The 23942-nt window shown below is 47.4% G+C and carries 21 protein-coding genes, 1 pseudogene and 1 other annotated feature; all 22 genes and pseudogenes read left to right on the top strand.

Annotation, left to right across the window (positions count from 1 at the left end):
* The first annotated feature begins 3 nt into the window (after positions 1-3).
* Positions 4-1056, top strand: a complete 1053-nt coding sequence (locus ACTOY7_RS17120; RefSeq protein ID WP_482671322.1) for an NAD(P)H-dependent flavin oxidoreductase — start codon at positions 4-6, stop codon at positions 1054-1056.
* 47 nt (positions 1057-1103) lie between these two features.
* Positions 1104-1574 (top strand): MarR family winged helix-turn-helix transcriptional regulator, encoded by a 471-nt coding sequence (locus tag ACTOY7_RS17125; RefSeq protein ID WP_300884191.1) that lies wholly within the window; start codon positions 1104-1106, stop codon positions 1572-1574.
* Positions 1575-1659: 85 nt separating this feature from the next.
* Positions 1660-1944: a binding site (T-box leader), on the top strand.
* A 257-nt stretch (positions 1945-2201) separates the two neighbouring features.
* Positions 2202-3221 carry a phenylalanine--tRNA ligase subunit alpha gene (pheS, locus tag ACTOY7_RS17130; protein WP_004077744.1) on the top strand — a complete coding sequence of 340 codons (1020 nt, stop codon included), beginning with the start codon at positions 2202-2204 and terminating at the stop codon, positions 3219-3221.
* A gap of 147 nt (positions 3222-3368) precedes the next feature.
* Positions 3369-5786: a phenylalanine--tRNA ligase subunit beta gene (gene pheT / locus ACTOY7_RS17135; RefSeq protein WP_482671323.1), complete on the top strand. Its 2418-nt coding sequence runs from the start codon at positions 3369-3371 to the stop codon at positions 5784-5786.
* 82 nt (positions 5787-5868) lie between these two features.
* On the top strand, positions 5869-6846 hold the full coding sequence (sppA, locus tag ACTOY7_RS17140) for a signal peptide peptidase SppA (protein ID WP_160281996.1): 978 nt from the start codon (positions 5869-5871) through the stop codon (positions 6844-6846).
* Complete coding sequence (locus ACTOY7_RS17145; RefSeq protein ID WP_160281995.1) at positions 6827-7537, top strand: RDD family protein; 711 nt, start codon at positions 6827-6829, stop codon at positions 7535-7537. The genes sppA and ACTOY7_RS17145 overlap by 20 nt, the downstream gene beginning before the upstream one ends.
* Complete coding sequence (queA, locus tag ACTOY7_RS17150) at positions 7534-8559, top strand: tRNA preQ1(34) S-adenosylmethionine ribosyltransferase-isomerase QueA (protein WP_482671324.1); 1026 nt, start codon at positions 7534-7536, stop codon at positions 8557-8559. Before ACTOY7_RS17145 ends, queA begins: the two co-directional genes overlap by 4 nt.
* Before the next feature lie 121 nt (positions 8560-8680).
* The gene (locus tag ACTOY7_RS17155; RefSeq protein ID WP_044990527.1) at positions 8681-9727 is read left to right on the top strand and encodes a virulence RhuM family protein; all 1047 of its coding nucleotides are present in this window, start codon (positions 8681-8683) and stop codon (positions 9725-9727) included.
* A 64-nt stretch (positions 9728-9791) separates the two neighbouring features.
* Positions 9792-10136 carry a hypothetical protein gene (locus tag ACTOY7_RS17160; RefSeq protein ID WP_004077732.1) on the top strand — a complete coding sequence of 115 codons (345 nt, stop codon included), beginning with the start codon at positions 9792-9794 and terminating at the stop codon, positions 10134-10136.
* Between the two features lie 99 nt (positions 10137-10235).
* A complete protein-coding gene (locus ACTOY7_RS17165; RefSeq protein ID WP_004077730.1) occupies positions 10236-10640 on the top strand; it encodes a nuclear transport factor 2 family protein in 405 nt (134 codons plus the stop codon).
* Between the two features lie 77 nt (positions 10641-10717).
* On the top strand, positions 10718-11350 hold the full coding sequence (locus ACTOY7_RS17170; protein ID WP_482671325.1) for a hypothetical protein: 633 nt from the start codon (positions 10718-10720) through the stop codon (positions 11348-11350).
* Entirely contained in the window at positions 11311-12255 is a 945-nt protein-coding gene (locus tag ACTOY7_RS17175) for an RluA family pseudouridine synthase (protein ID WP_482672286.1), read from the top strand. Before ACTOY7_RS17170 ends, ACTOY7_RS17175 begins: the two co-directional genes overlap by 40 nt.
* A gap of 108 nt (positions 12256-12363) precedes the next feature.
* Entirely contained in the window at positions 12364-12864 is a 501-nt protein-coding gene (locus tag ACTOY7_RS17180) for a superoxide dismutase family protein (protein ID WP_285823718.1), read from the top strand.
* 749 nt (positions 12865-13613) lie between these two features.
* Positions 13614-17369, top strand: a complete 3756-nt coding sequence (locus ACTOY7_RS17185; RefSeq protein WP_482672285.1) for an ICP22 family protein — start codon at positions 13614-13616, stop codon at positions 17367-17369.
* Positions 17370-17646: 277 nt separating this feature from the next.
* Positions 17647-18144: pseudogene (locus ACTOY7_RS17190) on the top strand (ABC transporter ATP-binding protein); the annotation flags it as partial.
* Positions 18145-19161: 1017 nt separating this feature from the next.
* Complete coding sequence (locus ACTOY7_RS17195; RefSeq protein ID WP_482672284.1) at positions 19162-20430, top strand: radical SAM protein; 1269 nt, start codon at positions 19162-19164, stop codon at positions 20428-20430.
* A 152-nt stretch (positions 20431-20582) separates the two neighbouring features.
* Complete coding sequence (locus ACTOY7_RS17200; protein ID WP_482672283.1) at positions 20583-21155, top strand: coiled-coil domain-containing protein; 573 nt, start codon at positions 20583-20585, stop codon at positions 21153-21155.
* 699 nt (positions 21156-21854) lie between these two features.
* Positions 21855-22010 carry a hypothetical protein gene (locus ACTOY7_RS17205; protein WP_482672282.1) on the top strand — a complete coding sequence of 52 codons (156 nt, stop codon included), beginning with the start codon at positions 21855-21857 and terminating at the stop codon, positions 22008-22010.
* Positions 22011-22184: 174 nt separating this feature from the next.
* The gene (locus tag ACTOY7_RS17210; RefSeq protein WP_482672281.1) at positions 22185-22439 is read left to right on the top strand and encodes a DUF8081 domain-containing protein; all 255 of its coding nucleotides are present in this window, start codon (positions 22185-22187) and stop codon (positions 22437-22439) included.
* Positions 22440-22654: 215 nt separating this feature from the next.
* Complete coding sequence (locus ACTOY7_RS17215; protein ID WP_482672280.1) at positions 22655-23287, top strand: DUF6664 family protein; 633 nt, start codon at positions 22655-22657, stop codon at positions 23285-23287.
* A gap of 12 nt (positions 23288-23299) precedes the next feature.
* Positions 23300-23518 carry a hypothetical protein gene (locus ACTOY7_RS17220; RefSeq protein ID WP_482672279.1) on the top strand — a complete coding sequence of 73 codons (219 nt, stop codon included), beginning with the start codon at positions 23300-23302 and terminating at the stop codon, positions 23516-23518.
* 105 nt (positions 23519-23623) lie between these two features.
* Positions 23624-23815, top strand: a complete 192-nt coding sequence (locus ACTOY7_RS17225) for a hypothetical protein (RefSeq protein ID WP_482672278.1) — start codon at positions 23624-23626, stop codon at positions 23813-23815.
* Positions 23816-23942: the final 127 nt, after the last annotated feature.

A 23942-nucleotide genomic window follows, 5' to 3' on the forward strand; every position in this document is an offset into this window, starting at 1 on the left:
GCCATGTGGAGAATCGGAGAGAAGAAAGTCAGGGTTCCACTGATCCAGGGTGGCATGGGAGTCGGGATCAGCCTGGGGCGGTTGGCGGGAACGGTTGCGGCCCAGGGCGGTGTGGGGATCATTTCCACGGCCCAGATCGGATTCCGGGAGGAAGATTTTGACCGAGATCCCGGTGCGGCCAATCTTCGTGCTATTAGAAAAGAGATGGCACGGGCGAGGACAATCTCGCCGAACGGGATCATCGGTTATAACATTATGGTGGCCCTTCGGGACTATGAGGCCCATGTACAGGCTGCGGTGGCCGCAGGGGCGGATCTGATCATTTCCGGAGCAGGCCTTCCTGCGGAGCTTCCCATGCTGACCCAGGGGAGCAAAACGAAGATCGCTCCTATCGTCTCTACAGAAAAGTCGGCCAAGGTCATTTTGAAGTATTGGGACAGGAAACATCAGCAGACAGCGGACCTGGTTGTGATTGAGGGACCGGAAGCCGGGGGGCATCTGGGATTTGACCGAGAGGCGCTGGATTTTTACGCGAAATCAGATTATACGGAAGAAATCCGGCGCATCCTGGATGTGGTCCGGGGATATGAGAAGAAATTCGGAAAGAAGATTCCGGTTGTGGCGGCAGGCGGAATCTATGACCGGGAAGATGTGGAGCGCGCCATGAAATCCGGCGTGGACGGCGTGCAGGTTGCAAGCCGGTTTGTAACTACGGAGGAGTGCGATGCGGATTTCCGCTATAAGGAGGCCTATATCCAGGCATCCAAAGAGGACATCGTCATTGTAAAAAGTCCGGTGGGAATGCCTGGAAGAGCTATTTTGAATCCTTTTATGAAACGTGTGATGCTAGGTGAAAGGATTTCCCATACGCCCTGTCACGGATGCCTGGCAAAATGCAGTCCGGCGGAAATACCATATTGTATTACGGATACATTAACCGCGGCGGCGGAGGGAAGAATAGAAGAAGGGCTGTTATTCTGCGGAGCCAAGACGTATCGGGCGGAACGGATCGAGACGGTGAGAGAAGTGGTGGAGTCGCTGTTTCCGGATTCCTGAAAGGATACCCAAGGGCAGCAGTAAAATCTGGAAAGGAGCGGAACGCTGTGGATGCATTTGAAATGATTAATGATGTTCTGGTGAATTTATTTAATGAGATTCTGGAGCTGGAAGAGAAAGCAGTCATAACGGATGAATTTCGGGATATCAGCAATAATGATATGCATATCATAGAAGCGATCGGCCTGGGGAATGACAGTACGATGTCTGCGGTTGCCAGGAGGCAGGGGATCACGGCAGGATCGCTGACCACTTCCATGAACAGTCTGGTAAAGAAGGGGTATGTGGTGCGCAGCCGTTCCGAACAGGATCGTCGGATCGTGTACATCAGCCTGACGGAGAAGGGAAGGAAGGCGTATTATCATCATGAGAATTTCCACAGGGAGATGATCAATGCGGCTATGAAGAATCTGAGTGAAGAGGAGCTTCCGCTGCTGGCCAGGACATTGAACGGGCTGGCTGTATTTTTCCGGAATTACGGGGAATATAGGGAGGAACTGCCAGACAGAATAAGTTGATTTAAAATGGGTATTGACATTCAATCATCCTATGTTAAAATAGAAAAGTATCTGGAATGTATTGATATGTAAAGATAAATGAACAGCAAAGGCAATGACCGTGCAGAGTAGAGACTCATTTTCTATCAGAGAGAGAGAATCACCGGCTGAAAGTTCTCTTTAGTTCAGATGATGATCGAATTTCCCACGCGAGCTGTATTCCTGAACCGCTGTATGAAAGCGTCCGCCGTTGAGACGGGGCAGAGGCAGCGAAGCCTTTGGCTTTGGAAAGTAGGGAATGCCGTAGGCTGTACGTTACACAGTAGCAGAGTGCCCGTGGAGTGTCCATGGGAATCAGGGTGGTACCGCGGATTATGACTTCGTCCCTTTTTTGGAGGGGATGAGGTCTTTTTTTGTTCTATAGAAAACTTCTCCGAATTTTCCTATAGAACAAAAACCCTCCGGGGGACGCGCACTGCGGCGTATGAGGTAGATGTCGGAATGCGACCGCCGCAGGCGCGAGTTTCGCAAGCGAAACTCTTTGTTCTGGAAATTTGGTATTGCCGTAAGTTAGAAGCTGCTTTTCAGAGAGCAGCAGACATTCAGTGGAATGGAATATTGTCTGCATCTAAGAAAGGAGAAACCAGAATGAAAGACAGATTGGAACAGATCAAAAAAGAAGCCATCGCGCAGATCCAGGCATCGGATGTGCCGGAAAGGCTCAATGACGTACGCGTGCGGTTCCTTGGGAAGAAGGGGGAGCTGACCGCCGTACTCAAAGGGATGAAGGATGTTGCGCCCGAGGAACGCCCGAAGGTGGGCCAGCTTGTGAACGAGACGAGGGCCGCCATCGAAGCGATCATGGAAGAGACAAAGCAGAAAATGGAGAAGGTGATCCGTGAGGAGAAGCTCAAAGCCGAGGTCATCGACGTGACGCTGCCGTCTAAGAAGAACAGCGTCGGCCACAGGCATCCCAACACCATCGCCCTGGAAGAGGTGGAGCGTATCTTCGTGGGAATGGGATATGAGGTTGTGGAAGGGCCGGAGGTGGAATACGACCTGTATAATTTTGAAAAACTGAATATTCCTGCGGATCATCCGGCAAAGGACGAGCAGGATACTTTCTATATTAATAAGGATATTGTGCTGCGTACCCAGACCTCCCCGGTGCAGGCCCGTGTCATGGAGCAGGGAAAGCTGCCGATCCGTATGATCGCGCCGGGCAGGGTATTCCGTTCCGACGAGGTGGATGCCACCCACTCCCCGTCCTTCCATCAGATCGAGGGACTGGTCATTGACAAGCATATTTCCTTTGCGGATCTGAAAGGAACGCTGGAGGTATTTGCAAAGGAATTGTTCGGGCCGGAGACAAAGACCAAATTCCGTCCCCATCATTTCCCCTTCACCGAGCCCAGCGCGGAGGTGGATGTGAGCTGCTTCAAATGCGGCGGGAAGGGCTGCCGTTTCTGCAAGGGCTCAGGCTGGATCGAGATCCTGGGCTGCGGTATGGTACATCCCCATGTGCTGGAAATGTGCGGGATCGACCCGGAAGAATACGGCGGTTTCGCGTTCGGCGTAGGACTGGAACGGATCGCACTCCTGAAATATGAGATCGACGATATGAGACTGCTGTATGAAAATGATATCCGTTTCTTAAAGCAGTTCTGAGGATCAAACAGGAATCAGGCAGGATCGAGTGACGCAGTAATGTATAACAGTAACGAATTGTCCCTCGTATTTCTATCATGACAGAGACTTTTTTGACAGAATGCGGGGATGGAAAACGAAAGGATCATAGAAAGTGAGGAATAGATTTTGAATACTTCATTATCATGGATAAAAGCATATGTGCCGGACCTGGATGTGACCGCGCAGGAATATGCGGACGCGATGACGCTGTCCGGTACCAAGGTGGAAGGTTATGAGAAACTGGATGCAGATCTGGATAAAATCGTGATCGGCCGGATTGAAAAGATCGAGAAACACCCGGATGCGGATAAGCTGGTGGTCTGCCAGGTGAATATCGGAACCGGGACTACCCAGATCGTGACCGGCGCGCCCAATGTATTCGAGGGGGCGAAGGTTCCGGTCGTTCTGGACGGCGGACGCGTGGCAGGGGGGCATGACGGCTCCAAAACACCCGGCGGGATCAAGATTAAGAAAGGGAAGCTCCGGGGCGTGGAAAGCAACGGTATGATGTGCTCCATTGAAGAGCTGGGCTCCACCCGGGACATGTATCCGGAAGCGCCGGAGGAAGGCATCTACATTTTCCCGGAGGATGCTCAGGTTGGTGAGAACGCGGTCAAGGCACTGGGACTGGACGATGTAGTCGTGGAATATGAGGTGACGTCCAACCGGGTGGACTGCTTCAGTGTGGTCGGGATCGCAAGAGAAGCTGCGGCTACATTTGACAAAACATTTGTGCCTCCGGTGGTGACAGAGACAGGAAATGACGAGGACGTCAACGACTATGTGAAGGTTTCTGTGGAAAATACGGACCTGTGCCCGCGTTACTGTGCAAGGGTCGTCAAGAATATCAAGATCGGGCCGTCCCCGAAGTGGATGCAGAGACGGCTGGCTTCCGTGGGAATCCGCCCCATCAATAACCTGGTGGACATCACCAACTATGTGATGGAGGAATACGGACAGCCCATGCATGCCTATGACCTGGAGACCATTGCCGGGCATCAGATCGTGGTCAAGACCGCACAGGACGGGGAGACATTTACCACGCTGGACGGGCAGGAGCGGAAGGTGGATAAGGACGTGCTGATGATCTGTGACGGCGAGAAAGCCATCGGCATCGCCGGAATCATGGGCGGTGAAAATTCCATGATTACGGACGACGTAAAGACCATGCTTTTCGAGGCAGCATGCTTCGATGGCGTCAATATCCGAAAGTCCAGCAAGCGCGTGGGGCTTCGGACAGACGCGTCGGGCAAGTTTGAAAAGGGCCTGGATCCGAACAACGCGAAAGCGGCCATCGACCGGGCATGTCAGCTTGTGGAAGAGTTAGGCGCCGGAGAAGTGGTGGGCGGAATCGTGGATGTGTATGGAAAAGAGAAGCATCCGGTTCGTGTTCCTTTTGACCCGGACAAGATCAATGCCATGCTGGGAACCGATATTTCCGAGGAAGAGATGCTGGGATATTTCAAAAAAATTGACCTGGGATATGACCCGGAGACGAAGGAAGTGATCGCTCCGACCTTCCGTCAGGATCTGTTCCGGCTTGCGGATATTGCGGAGGAAGTGGCGAGATTTTACGGATATGATAATATTCCGACCACGCTGCCAAACGGGGAAGCGACGACCGGAAAGCTGTCCTTCAAGCTGCGGATCGAGCAGGCGGCTAGGGATATCGCGGAGTTCTGCGGATTCAGCCAGGGGATGTGCTATTCCTTCGAGAGCCCCAAGGTATTTGACAAACTGCTTTTGCCGAAGGATTCGCCGCTGCGCCGGACGGTGGAGATCATGAACCCATTGGGAGAGGATTACAGTATCATGCGCACCACTTCCCTGAATGGGATGCTGACCTCCCTGGCGACCAATTATAATAGAAGAAATAAGGACGTGCGCCTCTATGAGCTTGGAAATATTTACCTTCCGAAGAGCCTTCCGCTGACCGGCCTGCCTGAGGAACGGATGCAGTTTACACTGGGAATGTATGGAAAAGGGGATTTCTTCAGCATGAAGGGCGTGGTCGAGGAATTTTTCGAGAAGATCGGCATGAAGGACAGGGAGACCTACGATCCAAATGCAGGAAAACCGTACCTTCACCCGGGGCGCCAGGCAAACATCCTGTATGACGGAAAGGTTGTGGGATATCTTGGAGAACTCCATCCGGAGGTGGCAGATATTTATGGAATCGGCGAGCGTGCCTATGTGGCGGTCATTGACATGCCGGAAATTATGGAGTATGCTACATTTGACAGGAAATATGATGGAATCGCAAAATATCCGGCAGTGACCCGGGACATCAGTATGGTCGTGCCGAAGCACATCCTGGCGGGGCAGATCGAAGAGGTGATCTCCGCAAAGGGAGGACAGTATCTGGAAAGCTATGCACTGTTCGACCTGTACGAAGGGGCGCAGATCCGAGAAGGCTTCAAGTCGGTGGCATATTCCACCGTATTCCGCGCAAAGGACAAGACGCTCTCAGACGCGGAGGTGACAGAGGCCATGGATCGAATCCTCAAAGCGCTGGAAGGCATGGGGATCGAGCTGAGGAAATAAAGAGGCAGGGTGCGCCTGTACGGTTTTTGCGGATGGATGAGCAGGCTTTGCCGGGCTCATCCATAACAACAAGGAGGCAGAGATGAAGAAAAAACAGATAGGCGGCCTGATCGTCGCGGCGGTATTGTTTATTGTGGTGGGAGTGACCAGCGTATTGACCAATACGGTGTCCCAGAATCTGCTGCAGGCGAGTATGGTTGAAATGCTGACTTCGGACTATGGATATGATACCCCCAATTACGACTATATTGCGGTGGTGGAAGTGGTAGGTACAATCCAGGAGCAGACGGCGACCAGTATCTTTGAGATTGCGGAAGGGTATCAGCATACCGATACCATGAATTATATTGACAATCTGATGTATGACCCGAACAATAAGGGGATTCTTCTGTACGTGGATTCGCCGGGCGGTACGGTATATGAATCGGAGGAGCTGTACGATAAGCTGAGGGAGTATAAGGAAATGTCCGGCAATCCGGTATGGACCTATATGTCCCATTACGCGGCTTCCGGCGGCTACATGATCTCCATGGCATCGGATCAGATCTACGCGAATACGAATACCACAACGGGCTCCATCGGAGTCATCATGTCAGGACTGGACATGACGGGCCTGTATGAAAAGCTGGGCATCCGCTATGTCAGCATTGCCAGCGGAGATTTTAAGGACAGTTCGAAGCTGACAGATGAACAGATCGAGGTATTCCAGGGCCAGGTTGATGAATACTACGGAAAATTTGTGGGAATCGTCGCAGACGGCCGGAATATGCCGGACGAGAAAGTGCGCGCTCTGGCCGACGGGAGGACCTATACGGCGGCGCAGGCCCTGGAAAACGGGCTCATTGACGAGATCGGCTCCTATGAGTATATGCAGAACGAGATGAGTGATGAACTGGGCGTATGGGATTATTATCAGCCGGTCAGCGAGGAAAATATTTTCGCATCGTTTTTCTCGGAACTCCGGGAGCTCGTTCCGAAGTCGGAAGCCCAGATACTAAAGGAAACCGCATCATCTATGGAAAGCGGGGTGCCGATGTATTATGCAGAACAATTACGATAGCTGCAGAGCGGATGCAGGCGTGACATATGCAGGCTTCTGGGTGCGCTTTGCGGCGTATTTGATCGACAGCGGGATTGCTTTTTTGCTGCTGCTGGTGGTCAGGCTGGTCATGTCAGGGGTGCTCTCGGCACTGTATGGAACGGCGCTGGGAGGAAATATCCTGTTCCACTATACGCTGAAGGACATCGTGCTGTATCTGGGACAGGTGCTGTATTTTATCCTTTGTACCAGGTATACGGGGACGACGCCGGGCAAGCGCGTCATGAACCTGCGGGTGATCTCCGTAGAGGAAAACGGGGAGCTGGATCTGCTGACGGTGGTGTACCGGGAGACGGTGGGAAGATTCTTAAGCAGTATTTTTGTCTGTATCGGGTATCTGATCATCGGAGTGGACAGGGAAAAACGGGGCTTCCATGATATGCTCTGCGATACCCGGGTGGTATACGGAAAGAGAGTGAAGATATATCCTGTGTATCCCTATGCACAGGCGCGCCCGGTGGAGACGCCGCCTGTATATCCGGCGGAACCTCAAAGCGGACCGTACCATATGGTAGAGCCTGCCGAACAGAATGCTCATCCCGCAGAGGCTGTGCCGCATATTCTGCCAAACGAAAGGCAGCAAGAGGCATTTGGCGCCGGAGGGGCCGGAAGGCAGGCGGAAGAAGAAAAAGGGGATTCTGACGAATTATGAAAAAACAGGATTTTTATTATGAACTGCCGGAGGAACTGATCGCTCAGGACCCTCTGGCGGATCGTTCCAGCTCCAGGCTGCTTGTGCTTGACAAGCAGTCCGGGGCTGTTTCCCATCATGTGTTCAGGGAGATTTTGGACTATCTGCAGGAGGGCGACTGCCTGGTAATCAATGATACCAAGGTGATTCCGGCAAGGCTGATCGGCTCCAAGGTGGGAACGGAAGCGAAGGTTGAGGTTTTACTGCTGAAGCGAAAAGAAAATAACATATGGGAGACCCTTGTCAAGCCGGGGAAAAAGGCCAGGCCCGGAGCAAAGATCAGCTTCGGGGACGGGCTGCTTGTGGGGGAGGTGCTGGAGGTTGTGGAAGAGGGCAACCGTCTGGTGCAGTTTTCCTATGAGGGGATTTTTGAAGAAATCTTAGACCGTCTGGGACAGATGCCCCTGCCCCCTTATATTACCCACCAGCTCCAGGAGCGGGAGCGGTACAATACGGTTTATGCCGTTCATGAGGGCTCCGCTGCCGCGCCCACGGCAGGGCTTCATTTTACGCCGGAGCTGCTGCAGGAGATTGAAAAAAAAGGGGTGGATATCGCAAGGGTCACACTTCACGTTGGGCTTGGAACCTTCCGGCCGGTGAAGGCGGAGGAGATCACGGATCATCATATGCATTCCGAATTTTATCAGATCCAGGAGGAAGCGGCGGAGAAGATCAACCGTGCAAAGTCCGGAAACGGGCGGGTCATCTGCGTTGGGACGACGAGCTGCCGGACGGTGGAATCCGCTGCGGATGAGAACGGTCGGATTCAGGCAGGAAGCGGCTGGACGGAGATCTTTATCTATCCGGGGTATCGCTTTAAAGTACTGGACGGCCTGATCACCAACTTCCATCTGCCGGAATCCACGCTGATCATGCTGGTTTCCGCGCTGGCGGGGCGGGAGCAGGTGATGAAGGCTTATGAGGAGGCTGTGGAGGAACGGTACAGGTTCTTTTCGTTTGGGGATGCGATGTACATTGGGTGAGTAAACCACAGCAATCAGATAGCTGTTAAAACACTGGATTTGAATTTGCCATTCAAAGATATTGCAGGACAGTTAGATGGAATTGCAGCAGACCATTTTAATTGCAAGTGAGGTTTCCTATTTGAAAAAGAAAAAAGATGAAATAACCATTCGGTCCAGCACAGCAGAATACTTGACCTATGTTGCGACTGTCGGCGACCAGCAGGACAGCATTGAGATGCGCTATGAGGACGAGAATATATGGCTGACACAGAAGATGATGGCTACGCTGTATGATATTGATGTTCGGACAGTCAGCGAGCATATCAAAAAGATTTACTCAGATTCTGAACTTGAAGAAAATTCAACAATCCGGAAATTCCGGATTGTTCAAACCGAAGGTTCCCGTCAGGTGACTCGTGATACGAAACATTATAATCTCCAAATGATTATCTCAGTCGGCTTCAAAGTGAATAATGAACGAGCTGTACAGTTTCGTAAATGGGCTAACGGTATCGTGACAGATTACACAATTAAAGGCTGGGCCATGGACGTTGAGCGTTTAAAAAATGGTGGTTCAGTGCTTATGTCAGAATACTTCGACCATTTGCTTGAACAGATTCGCGAGATCCGTTTGTCCGAGCGTAGATTTTATCAGAAGATAACAGACATCTATGCCACTGCACTTGATTATGACCGCACTGCAAAAACAACAAAACAGTTCTTTGCAAAAGTGCAGAACAAGATGCACTATGCAGTGCATGGACATACAGCAGCAGAGCTGATTTATGAGCGCGCTGATGCAGAAAAGCCACATATGGCACTTACTACATGGGCGGCAGCGCCGGAAGGCAAAATAGTAAAAAGCGATGTCAGCATTGCGAAGAATTATCTTTCAGAACAAGAAATGCGTTCATTAGAGCGTATCGTATCTGCCTATCTGGATTTGGCAGAGGATCGCGCAGAGCGTCATATTCCGATGACAATGGAAGACTGGTCAAAGCGACTGGATTTATTCCTGATGGCAGACGACAGAGAAGTCTTGCAGGATGCTGGAAAAATCACTGCAGAGATTGCCAAGGCAAAAGCAGAGACTGAGTTTGAGAAGTATCGTGTTGTTCAGGACCGATTGTTCATGTCTGATTTTGATAAATATATGTTGGAATTGGAGGAAAATGCAAAGAAGTAGATTGTTTGTTTTTTAAGATGCAATGCTCACGATATGAGTAAAAATTTGGAGCGGAGGGATTCCTTTGTTTAAGAAAAAAGACACAAAGACCGTAAAACAGGGTGCAAAGGCGCAGGCAGGGAAGCCGGCGGCCAAAATCGGAAAGGCACAGACAAGCAAGACTGCCGCAAAAAGCAGGAAAACACAGTCAGGAAAGGCTGTATCTAAGGCCGGAAAGGCGCAGGCAGGAAAACCGGCGGATCAAAGCGGAAAGCCGCAGGATAGAAGCGACGTGATACTTGCCAAATTAATGGCAATAGAAAAAGAGGCCAGATTGGAGCAGGCGAGAGACCGGGTTGACCAGTTGGAAGATGAGAATATTGCTGAGAATCTTGAGCAATTACTCAAGTTTCTGAGGTCAGGAGATTAAAGAAAAACGGCAGGGGACTTTCCTGCTTTTCTGAAACATGATGATTGATGAAAGCTGCTTTTACCAGCAGCTTTTTATGACTTTTAGGAGGTAGGGCCCATGGACATACAAGGCTTCTGGGACGCGGTACTAAAGCAAGACGCAGATCGGATGAGAGCGTATTTCTGCAGGGATGCATACATTAACTGGCATTGTACGGATGAACAGTTTACGGTGGAGGAATACATAAGGGCAAACTGTGAGTATCCGGGAGAATGGGACGGGGAGATTGAACGTGTAGAAACCATGGGGGATGTATCTGTGGCGGTCGTACATGTATATACCTGCGACAGGAGCCTGTCCTTTCATGCGGTATCATTTATGAAGACAGAAAACGGTAAAATTCTTTCGCTGGACGAATACTGGGGAGATGACGGGGCAGCGCCCCAGTGGCGGCTGGATCAAAAAATTGGCTGTAAAATACCGCCGGCAGCAAAAAAGCGCCCGTTCGCTTCATTGAAGTAATCGGTTCAGGCCGGATAACCGATAAATTTAAGGAGAGGAAGTTTTTTTCACGGAACAGCGAAAAGGAGGAAGTGGCTATGAGGATTTATGCAGGTCAGACAACCAGTTTTTTCCCGGCGGCGGCAATCAATCAGAGTGTGAACCGAAACCGTATGGATCATGGGCAGCAGGCATTGCCGGCGATGCGGACGGATACGGCATTGATTTCGCCCCAGGGGAAGGCATCCAGCCTTCTGGCAAATCTGATGAACCAGAAGGAAATGCTATGCGGCAACAAAGAATCACTGCTCACCAGGATGCTGGACGATGAGGATGGGAACAGTATGGCCGGGCTTCAGGAACAGTTGGAAGAGTACGAGAAGCAGCTGGAGGAGATTGATGAACAGATTGCTTCGGAGATGGCAAAGCAGAACGAGAGCGCCAAAGAACAGGGCAGTGCGGGCCAAAAGCCGCAGAAGACTGAGGAAACGGGAACGCCGGCTTCTGATGGCGGGACAATCGCCAAATTGACGAAGTTATCTGCGGATCTGGAGAAAACGCAGACAGCGGATCAGGCACGTGTGAGACGTGAGGGTGAAAAAAGAGTCTGCGAAGCGGAAATAGAACTTGGCTCTGAAGCCGCAAAACGGAAACTGGATCAGATCAATGAGACTGAGAAGATGACGGAAAAATGGATGCCGTTTTGGAAGAACGGAGAGGCAGGACAGTGAACCGCACATTCCTTTATTCCATCAGCGAAGCAGACCATGGCCTTCGGATCGAGCAGTTTCTGCGCCGTCGGGGGTATTCCAGGCAGAACCTGACGGAACTGAAAAAGATGCCGGACAGCATCCAGGTCAATGGGCTGAACTGCATTCTAAAGAAAACATTGTCCCCGGGAGATGAGCTGACGGTGCGAATCCAGGAAACCGAAAGCTCCGAAAAGATTCCGGCGGTTCACATTCCCCTCCGCATCATCTATGAAGATGAGGATATCCTGGTGGTTGACAAGCCTGCCGGACTGCCGATGCACCCATCCATGAAAAATTACCATTATTCTCTTGCAAATGGGCTGGTGTGGTATTACCAACAGCAGAAGGAATCTTTTGTCTTTCGCTGCGCAAACCGCCTGGACCGGGACACTTCGGGGCTGACTGTGGTCGCGAAGCATATGCTCAGTGCAAACATTCTGTCCGGGATGGGATACCGGCATGAGATTGAAAGGGAATACCTGGCCATCGTCCGGGGAAATGTGCTTCCGCCTTCCGGCACGATTGACGCTCCTTTGTCCCGCAGGGAGGGTTCAATCATTGAGCGGAAGGTGGATTTTGAACATGGGGAGCGGGCATTGACGAACTACCAGGTGGTGGAAGAGAAGAACGGGCACAGCCTGGTCTCACTCCGTCTTGAAACAGGACGTACCCATCAGATTCGGATTCATCTGAAATATCTCGGGTTTCCGCTGGTTGGTGATTATCTGTATAATCCGGATATGGAGTATATCAGCCGGCAGGCGTTGCATTCCTGCCGGCTGCGGTTCGTGCATCCGATTACGAAGGAGTGGATGGAGTTCAGGGCGCCTTTGCCGGAGGACATGCAGATTCCGTTTCAATGGGATTACGGATATGAAATTTAATTGCAGGATTTCATGCACATAATTTTACCCTCTGCATAAGTTATAGACAGGGAGAATGTATTCGGCGTTTTCAAGCAGGATACAGCAGGAACCAGGAGGGTGAAAGATATGATTGAAAAATTGAACGGGGCGCCGGAGGCGTATGCAGATATCAGAGGAACGGAGGAATATCCGGAGATCCACGGGAGAATTACTTTTTATGATGTATTCGGCGGTACGGTTTTGATGGCGGAGATCTACGGACTGCCAGACGAGGACAACGAAACGGCAGGGCATTTTTTCGGATTTCACATTCACGAGGGCGGCGCCTGCACAGGCGATGACGCTGATCTTTTGAAAAATACCGGGGGTCACTATAATCCGGAAGGGAAGGCCCATCCCGAGCATGCCGGAGATCTGCCTCCCCTGTTATCCACCCGAGGGGCGGCGTGGATGGCTGTGTATACAGGACGCATACATCCGGAGGAAGTGATCGGGAAAACGGTGGTCATCCATCTGCAGCCGGATGATTTCCATTCCCAGCCGTCCGGAGACAGCGGTATAAAGATTGCCTGCGGGGGGATCCGGGAATGGCGGGTTCGTCCGGAGATGGAGGAGGACGGCGAATAGGGCAGCTGCGGACAGCAGTAAATAGTCGTTGAAAATCATAGACTTAAGCGTCTGCGGATTGTCATGCATCCAGCCCATTGAAAAGCCGTCTGGCGGCGGTCTTAAGCGTCCGCGAGCTTATTTGGGACGGACCGGAACGGAGAGTCGGGGGGCTGGATGCCAGCCCCGTCGCTGAATACCATCGTATGAAGAAAAACTGCCAGTGGCAGTTTTTTTTGTATTGGCCGGATGCCGTGCGGCAAGTGCACGACACCATGTAAACAGTAATAAAACAGTTACAAAAAATTAACAAAATAGACATAATTGTATTGTAGAAATTCAATAGATGTGGTAAAATCTCTCTGTGGCGATAGATTTATGAGTACAGGTGATAAATTCCTGAAAAGGGATTTATTGCCTTTTTTTGTGTGCAGGAAAATACAGGTACGTTTTCTGTTCCTTTTTTATCCTGCCCACACCGGTATTGGAGCCGGCAATGTCCGTCCTGGAAATGGGGCCCGCGAGCCAAGTGGAAGAACCCTTTCCGCTATGGCGGATTTTCATGTTCCAATGCGATCAATATTCTTATTAAACAGAAAGGGGGAATGAATGAGGATCTGTCGCTGCAGGCAGGAGGAATGATTCCTGCTCAATTTTATATAACATACTTTACAAAGGAGGTCTCATGGATGAAAAGATCCGGAAGAAAATTATTAGGAATTTTGCTGTCAGCGTCTATAATCGCAACGGCGGTATTTCCAATGCAGGGTATGGCAGTAGAGAAAATTGACCATGTAGTGGAGCAAGAAGCGCAGACAGAAGAAAACGCGACACACGAGGAAACGACGGAAACTACGGTTCCGAACGATATAACGCAGGCGGAAGAAAACAATGAGCCAACAGCTGAACCGCCGGCAAAAGAAACCGATGATTCTTCGATTATACCGCCGCCGGAAACGGACGATTCCGCAACCGAGCCGCCGATGACGGAGACAGATGATTCCGCAATCGAGCCGCCGGCAAAGGAGACGGATGATTCCGCAATCGAGCCGCCGGCAAAGGAAATGGATGATTTCGAGATCGAGCCGCCGACGAAGGAAACAGACGAGCCTTCGACCAGGCCAGCGACGAAAGAAATGGATGAACCCTCGATTATGCCGTTTTCTTATGACATTAACATGCCGGTTATTGAAAGCTTCGAATTTGAGGAAAACGGACGGGAACTGACAAAAAAAGATACACTTCATTTTAAATTGTCAGCCTATGACGCAGACCGCGTTATCAAAAATATCAGGGTTGTGATTCGGAGAAAAAATAGTAGCTCCACAAAGAGTGTTACATTCCATAAATCTGAGGAATCTGAAAATCTCTATACAGGAACCTTTGATTGCAGCAGTTTAGTGAGCTATGGAGGCGATTATTATGTTGAGATGATTCGGCTGGAAGACGAGACAAACAATTATGTAGATTGGCCTGTCGTGGAGGATGGAAAATATCGCTATACATTTAAGTTCAAAGATACCGGAACATTTACTGTTTCTAACTATCAAATAGAAAGAGTGTCTTCTGAATCAGATGGAAAACTGAGGGTGGGAGACAAGGTGACATGCACGGCACAAGTGGAATGTGAAGATATCGAAATGGGAAGCGCATATTTTCATATAAAAACTGTGAATAGTCCTTCATGTTCAAAGAACGTATCTATGAGCTATAATGCTGAAACGAAGACTCTGACAGGTACTTATCAAGTTGAAAAAAATACTTATCCGTCAGAATGGGAAGTTGAGTATATTCGAATATATTCAGAAAGACAGGCTTTTTATTTTTATCCGAAAAAGGAGGAACCAAATAAAGACTTAAAATTTACAGTTGTCAATGAAGATTATGATGCGGAGAAACCTGTAATTAAAAGCATCACCATAGACAAAAACGGACAAACGGTAAAAGCCGGGGAAAAAGTTTCCATCAAGGTAAAGGTAGAGGAAAAGAATCCTTCAAACCCAATGATCATAAGATTCACCCCACAGGCTTCGGGAGTTTCATATTTAACTTGTTACCTGTATTTGAATAACAATACCATGGAACATGAATATACAGGAACAATAAATATTACACAAAATTCTTACCCGACGAAATGGGAGCTTACCTATTTGAGTTTATCCGATGAGAACGGAAATACCACATTCTTGTCAGATTTCAAACCGGACTGGAGTACATCCCGTCCGTGGCATTACACCGTAGATCCAGAGGGATATCTGGATGACACAAAACCGCCTGTGATTGAAAGCATTACCATTGATAAAAATGGACAAATGCTCCATCCGGGCGATACAGTTACCTTAACTGTGAAAGTAGATGAGGAACATCCGTCCAGTTGGGCATATGCTTCTTTCTACCCACAGGTATCCAATGTTTCCGGCAACGAAAGCATGAGCCTGCATTACAATGCGGATACCAAGGAATATACCGGTTCAATCTCTATTACAAATAACACATATCCATGCGAATGGATGCTTACGTCTTTGAGTGTAACTGATATTAAAGACCATCTCACGACTCTGAACTATTTCAAACCAGACTGGCGCGAGACCTGCCCCTGGTATTACAGAGTAGAAACTGACGAAACCTACAGAGAAGACGTAAAGGATGCCACTTTTTCCATTCAGGGATACGTACGTGGGGAGACGGGCGCTTACAGCTACGGCCCGATTGTGAAGAATAAGACAATCAAAGTGGGGAGAAGGGATTCCATCAAGGGGCTGAAACTATGTCCGCCGCTGCCGGCAGAAGGGGTAAATGTGAAATACCGGGAGGAAAATACCGGTATGGAGATTGGCGAAGACACAGAGCTGTTTTTTGGAAATACGTCCAATCCTTCTTATGATTTCCGCGCGGTTTATGACAAAATCTGTGTGAATGTGGTACTCACATATGTAAGCAAGGACAAGGGTATGACGATGGCAATCGTACCGCAGTTTGTCGATCAAGATGCGACTTACGGGGAAATGCTTGCCTCCTTTGTACCTCCGGAAGATGCGGACCAGGATCTTCTTTCCGGATATGAACTGGACGGCGGGGATGAAAACACGCAGGTAGAAGATATGGGATATGTCGGCATAAAAGCCAGATATGAGAACTGTCTGGTAGCATGGGATATCAAGTATCTTGACGAAAATGGAAACGAAGCATCTAAGATCGTTTCCAAAACATATGAAAAGGGTACGGCCATTCGTGATGCCCTGGCCGATTTGGAAGTACCGGCCGTACCGGAAGGAATCGAGTTCGAAAAATGGGCGCTTCCGGGGATTGACGGCAGCGAACTGATTTTCCATGAGATGACAAACTTAGACGTGACAGCCGTATACAAAGGAAAGACAACGGCAGAGGTATCTTATACCTACCGGGGAGAAGACGGAAAACTCGTTTCCGGCAGCAGGCTTATGGCTCTGGATGGAGAAAACCTTACATACAATGCCGCCTTAACAGAAGTGAAAAAGGCTTTGAACGATTTGAACCATCTCAAAGATCTTGTATTGTCGGATTGGGTCGGTATCACGGCCGGTACAGACATTGCAAGATATAAGAAAATGAATATACAGGCGAAGTACGCGAACTGTGTCGTGATTTTGAAATATCCGAAAGATGTCTTTGAATATGTGGTTGTGGAAAAAGACTCTGACTTTTCGCTGCCTGTCGAAAACGAAACGTATATGGATATCCTTTGGGAAGGCTTCGAACAGGGACAAACTGTGAAGATTACCGGAGACAAGGAATTTATCGTGGCAGACGCGAAACATAAAGACGGGGCCCCAGAGGAGCCTTCAGGCGAAAAGCTTTCGGAGGAAGAAATCCAAAAAATCGTGTCCGATATTGAACAGAACGGAAGCGGGGAAACGGTACATGTGGAGATGGGAAAAACGACTGTAGTGCCGAAAGAAATTCTGGAAGCCATTAAAGGGAAGGAAGTCAACATTGTCCTTGACATGGGGGCTTATAGCTGGTCGATCAGAGGAGACGAAGTGGCTGCAGCCGACCTGAAGGATATTGATCTGGAAGTCATTGTTGATACAGACGGTATTCCTCCGGCCATTGTGGATTCCCTTGCGGGAGAAAATCCGGCTACCCAGATTACCCTGACCCACAATGGAGAATTTGGATTCAGGGCAGACCTTACCGTGAATCTTGGCGCCGAGCACAGCGGCAGCACCGGAAAATTATATTATTATGACAGTTCCGGAAAGATGATCTACATGGATGCCGGAGAGATCGGGGAGGACGGCAATATCAGTTTGTCTTTCTCGCATGCATCCGAGTATGTGGTAGTTTTTGAAAAAGCGCCATTGGATCAGGACGATGAAACAGATTCCGGAAACAAAGGGGAAGGTACTCTCGCTCCCGACCGTGATGAGAAAAAAGATACGGTCTCTAACGGAGGGGATGAGAAAAAAGGCAGCGACACTTCCGGTAGTGATGAGAAAAAAGAGAATGATTTCAGCAAGCGGAAGAGTCCGAAAACAGGAGAATAAACGGTTTTACAGATAGCGAAGCGCCCTCTGTCCAGTCAGTAAACGGCTGGGCAGAGGGCATTTGATTCCCGCGAAGCAACGAGCCAGGCAGCCAGGCTTGCATGGATCTTTGACTTATTGCGATTTTGAGTTAAATGACAATTTTGTCACCGAAAAATTCACCGTGGTGTCATATGCTGAAGGTATAATAAACATATCATAAGGAACAGAAAAAACAGATCAGACCCGGCAGGAGGGACTCTGCCGTGCAAATGATACCTGAAAGGAGACATTTTAAATGGAAATACTCAGATGTGAAAATATTTCAAAAATCTATGGTTCCGGCGACACCTGTGTGAAAGCGCTGGATCAGATTTCTTTCTCTGTGGAAGCAGGGGAATTTGTGTCAATCGTGGGGCCTTCCGGGAGCGGAAAGTCCACATTGCTGCATATCCTGGGCGGGGTGGATAAGCCCACGGAGGGAAAAGTATTTATCGGGAAAACAGACATTCACGGACTGAGCGAGGATAAGCTGGCGATTTTTCGGAGGAGGCAGGTGGGGCTGATCTACCAGTTCTATAATCTGCTGCCGGTTCTGAATGTGGATGAGAATATTGTGCTGCCCCACCTCCTGGACGGAAGGAAGCTGGATCAGGAACGGCTGGACTTGATCGTGGAGGGCATGGGGCTCTCAGACCGGAGGAGAAACCTGCCGGGGCAGCTTTCCGGGGGACAGCAGCAGCGGGTCTCAATCGGAAGGGCGCTGTATAACCGGCCGGCCATCGTGCTGGCGGACGTAAACTGGACTAGGGTTTTTGGCTGTATATAGCGTATATTGTGTTTAAAATAATGGAATATAGCTACTTGATACACAAGGCATAGGGAAAAATGTGTATGGAGTAGAGGGAATAAATGTAATGAATGGCAGGGAGAGGAATGATATCTCTAGATGTCGATCACTTTCCTTCTTTTTGCAACGATGTGATTCTGTAGACGAAGCTGTAAGGAGATGCTGGGAATAGTAGGAAGAATTTGTATTATTGGGAAAGGATTTAGGGCTTGACGTATTAGGAAGGAGGAGCTGAAGTTTGTAATCAATCTCAATTATTTTTTCAGTAGAGAGATAACATGACGTTGGGGGGGAGTTCCTTATATTCGGTAACATGAAATGAGCCTTTATGAAAAGCTCCAGAAATCTTGACCAATATAACTTGTCAGCAGGCATTCTTTCTGTTATAATATAAAAGGTAAAGTAGAACTTGTTACAAGTTAAAGTAAAACGCAAATGAAAGAGGGGGATTGTTTATTTTTTTATAATAATCCTAAACGCTGTCTGAATACATAAAGTATCTTAATTAGACAGTGTTTAATAGTATTTTACTCACTGCGTTTCATGATGTAGGAAGGAGGTGTATTAAGATATGGAATTGTTATGGGAAGGTAGCGAAAATATGTTAGACTTGAGTATGTGTGGTAGCAATGATTATGAGTATGATCCTGATAGTGGTTGCTATGAGAATAGCGATTGATTTTTACCCTGTATACCTGTATAGTTGAAAGGTTCTGTTCTCCGGCGGGAGTAAACCTTGTCATAGCCCCATCAGAACAAGGACTCACTGGTCGATTTAAGGATTTGTATTCGCAATCTTAAACGTCGCTTGATTGAGTTTTTTCTTCACCATACTGTGTTGAACTTTCTTAAATAAGCAAGCTATTCCTATGAAAGATTAACCAATCTGTTGTGAAAACTCATTACTCGGGCTACATTTTTGGCTGTGAATACAAGTCTTAAGTTTACGAAAGCAGGTGTAATATGTACAAAAAATCCGTTTATAACATCTTGATTGCGGAATCATTTTTGTGGAACACTCTTACAGGTGCTGTGATTCGTTTGAGTCCTGATGGACTGGCATTCTATCAGAAGGGTTGCGAGCAGGAAAACTCTAGTTATTTCCAGCTCCTACAGTCAAATGGCTTTTTTGTGGATGAAGCGTTGGACGAAGTTCAAAAAGTACTGAATCGAGAGAGACATCTTCAGAGAATCCCATATCCAGAGGATCTGTTTTTTGTTATTGCACCAACCCTTAGGTGCAACTATGACTGTAACTACTGTTTTGAGCATAGAAGAGATATCAAATCAGACATGTCAGTCGAAGTGCGGGATCAGTTACTAGAATATCTGGAAAAGCGGATTAGTTCAAACCCTAATTTGAATCGTCTGCATGTAACATGGTTTGGTGGTGAGCCGTTACTTAGGCTGGATCTTGTAGATTTTTTGAGCAAAAGAATTACCGATATATGTCAGCGACAGAAGGTGGTATATCGTCCGACTCTTATCACCAATGGAAGATTTCTAGATGATAATGCTATGGCCTTAATGGTCAGGGATGATTTTCGAAAAATTCAAATTTCCGTAGATGGCACATGCCAGACATATTGTGCACAAAAAGGTGCGTCTGAACAGGATTATGCGATTGTGATTGAAAACATTGTCCATGCTGCTGAAAAAAGCTCGAACATATTGGTTCGAATCAATGTGGCAGAGAGAGAAATTCACGAGGCATATCAACTGACAGAGTATCTTTTGAATAATCGAGGTTTGGACGGAAAAATCAAGGTCTATCTTGCATTTGTCAACCAGGAGGGGGCACAAGACAAGTTGTCTGCATTTTGCGACTTTGTAGAGCAAGAACGGAAATTTCAGGAAATGTTTGGGACACGCTATGCGCAACGAAGCTATATGTTTAAGAGACCCTTAGCAAAGGGGGTTTCATGCAGGCTCACTTGTGACAGCAACTTCTGCATCGGTCCCATGGGGGAGTTGTATAAGTGCGAGCACCATTTTGGTAGAAAAGAGTGGATTGTGGGCAGTATCCGGGACGGTGTTTTAGCTGAGCGGCAGGAGATGTTCGATAACTTTCAGCTTTCAACTACGGATTTGCAAAAATGTAGTCAATGCGATATATTCCCCATTTGTATGGGCGGATGTATCAACCATCGTATTATGAAGGAACGTATTTATGATTGCGAAAAGTTGAGGGAGCAACTAATAGCAAGGATCGTTGCTCCTCTAAAAGGCTAACGTGCCAAAAAAGAAACTTGGGAAATGTCAAGAAAAAGTATAGAAATCTAGCAGTTCCTAAATCAAACTGATTGATTTTCTTGATATCAATGTTATAGTTCTATAAGCTACTTTGCACTTGTCTATAGACTTATTATACAAGGAGGCTTAATATGTCACATGAAACACAGAGGGATTTTATGCTCAATATGCTGTCTGAGAAGATTAATTACATAAATGAACAGCTTATAGGAATTCAGGCAGAAATCACGGAGAATGAAGAATCAAAAGAAGCAGTGCTCTATGATATTTCATATCAAAAATCGGAACGTGACGAAGCCCAGATGGAAGCGGACAGGTTATTTGAATATGCCCGAGATTGTACTGGAGAGTATCGAGATTTTGCTGCTAGCTATCGTGCAGATGCAATGACTTTTGTGGAACGAGTAAGAGACATGAAAGAGTGTCTTGCCGATTCCTATGATGAGCTTGAGGGTATCAAAGAGGTGCTTTGTGAACTTAATGAAAAAAGAAAATTGCTTAAGACAGAGAAGAGCTCTTTGATTAGACAGCACAAAGATCGGGTTCGACAATTAAGAGAGCAAAATGCTTTGAATTGGCGTGAAAAGCCATGCGCTGTGTGTGGCCGGACGCTGAGATATAATGTCACATGGAAACATATTCCCAATATCTGCCCCGAATGTAAAGATGAATTTCGATCAAAGCGGGAGTCAAAGAAGAAGTGATGATTTTTCAGATTGTCCTTAGAAGAAAATGGAAGATTGTGCAGTTATTTTTTGTGGGATGGGAAAAGTCAATTGAATAATTACTTTAGACACTGTAGTTTCAATCATGATATTACAGTGTTTTTTCGTAAAAAGGTAGATAGAATATATGTAGAAGATTTCTCATTTATTGTTGTTTTTGACCATTAATGAATTATATCATCATTCAAGATTACTTTGCACTGATTGAAATGCGGAGTCATTGTTTCTTTATAGTATGATAGGGTACAAACTGATAATTGAGGAAGAGAAATGAGTCAAACAAATGTATTTGAAGAATGCCCAGTTTAGCAATCGGAGTATTTTTTACTAAGAAAAATGGACATGCAGGACGCAGAAGGGTTATTCCAATGTTACAGCAATCCAGAGTCCACAAAATATTTTAACAGGGATTGCTGTGACGATGATTTTAATTATACGGATTTCAGCTAGTTTGTGAAATGCATGGAGTTTTGTGAAAGTCGGTACAAGGAGAAAGATTTTGTACGTTTTCTGGTCATGTCATGGATATCGAACTGGAGAAAGTGGTCGGGATGACCGAGATTTGCCCTTCTTATAAATATTCGGTGGACGGACATTGCATGGGTGGGAATCCTGCGCTTAGATCTCTTGCCCGAATATGAAGCCAGAAAAGATATACAGGAATTGCTGGAAGTACTTTTGAAGCATGTGTATGAAGACTTCCAGATCCACAGTGTGCTCATGAAAGCGCAGGAAGATGCGCCGATCCGGAGAAATGTGCTGAAAAGCCTGCACTTTGTCCCAGTTCAGGATGAGTGCAGTATCCCATTTAAAGATTATTTTATCCGGTACTGAAGATGGACATATATAAAAGAGAACAGGGAAAATGTGTTGGAAACAGCAGGTACGGTGTGGCCTTATAGTCGGCCAGACGGTATCTGCTGTTTCTTATTATTATAGATTTATTGTCCAGACAGGGAGTTATATGGCTCTTTTGGCAGGACTTTCAAAATGAAAAGGAGGATCAGAATGGAAAAAGAAAAGACTTATGGTGTGTGGGCAGTCCGCAGAGGCACGTCTGTTTTTGGCCATGCGGAGGCATGGTGTAAGGAAAATGGAAAGCCTCTGGAATTTGATTCTAAAGAGGCAGCGGAAGCCTTTGCGAAAGAAATCAGTGCCTATACTACGGCGAATGTACACTATTATGTGAGAGAAAAAGAGCCTGAACCAGGCGCAGTCAGAAAGCAGGGCAGTACAGATGGAGGACCAGAAGGAAAGAAATAAGCCAAAACAGAAGGAGAAGAAGCAAAAGAAGAACCATGAATGCCGATAAGCGGAAAAGCGCACGCCCTTCTGTTTTGACAGGAAGTACCCTTTGTGAGATCTGCACATTTTTGGGAGCGGAGGATTGGTGGTTTCTGTAGATAGCTTTCTGTTCTGAAAGCTGGTATTGTGTCGTACTTGAAGCAGAGAAAATTTTAAGGAAGGAGAAACAGGAGATGCTGGAATGCGATAGAGATGAACAATGGGCAGAGGTGCTTTCCCTATGGGTGGATCGGAAAGTGGTCACGTATCTGAAAGAAAATCATTCCCGGTTTGAAGAAATCCTGGAGGAACAGAGTGAACTGGCTGAAAAATACCCTGTGATTGTCCCGTTTTTGAATGGAGAGGAATCCATGGAAATGACGGCAGAAGAGCATAAAGCGATTATAGAATATCTGAACCTTCGGGAGAAAACAGAACTTCTGATCCGGGAATATCATTATTATTTAGGGCAGGCCATGAATATTCCGAGTTTGCAAGAGTTTGGCATTCATCGAACTGGGGAACAGAAAACAGAGAAAATACGGACAAGCCAGCTTCTGGATCTTCTGGCTGAAAACCAGATCGAGGAAGCAGATCAGATGCTGCGTTCCTCTAACCCAGAGTACCGGACGAGGGTGGAACTGGAGTCGGAGGCACAGAAAGCAGTCAGTAGCCTGCAGAAATCGGAGGAAATGAAAAATGCCATTTCACATTATGTAGATGCAGTCAATGGACGCTGGTTTCTGTTTATGAAACTTTTTTACCAGTATGCGGTAGATGACATTTTGAGTTCATTAAAGAAATCCAGGGAACAGCAGGATTCTTGAAGGAGAAAGATTATGGCATTACAGAAAGCAATGCGGGGAACCTCCAGGATGAAAAGGAACAGCTGGTGCAGAGGAAATGGACCGCATAGCGCAAGGGGAGAACTTCGCAGAGGGATATCCAAAAACAAAAAGATATTAAACAGGAAAGTGCGGCATCAATCGAAAGTACTCCTGCAAAATGCAGATTATAAAAGGATCTGCAAGACAGGTATGATGGTAGAGTATACCTGAGATGCGCCCCTGCATAAACTATGCGGTTCTATTTTAAGGCTGTAAGGCTTATGCAGGGATTTTTCTTTAGAGACGAATAAATGGACGGTCTGAAAGGAGGTCCCCATGGAGAATGAAAAATATAGAGCAAAAAGCCCACGACATATTTTGATGGCGGATGCTGCATATTTTGAAGGGAATGGCAATGACCTGGATGAATATGATCTTATTGATTATCAACCGCCACCAGAGTTTCAACTGGGGATTCTTTTGGGAAAAAATGGGATCCGTTTCTCACAAACTCGATCTTATCTATGATAAGCCTTTATTTTACCACGGAACAATGTAAGCGGTAAATAATCGGCGTCTTATAATTAGTCTCCTATTCTGGTAGTATTGTTCTAAAATACTATCAGACAGGAGACTTTTGTTATGGATCCAAGAG

It is taken from the genome of Schaedlerella sp. (assembly GCF_056796775.1).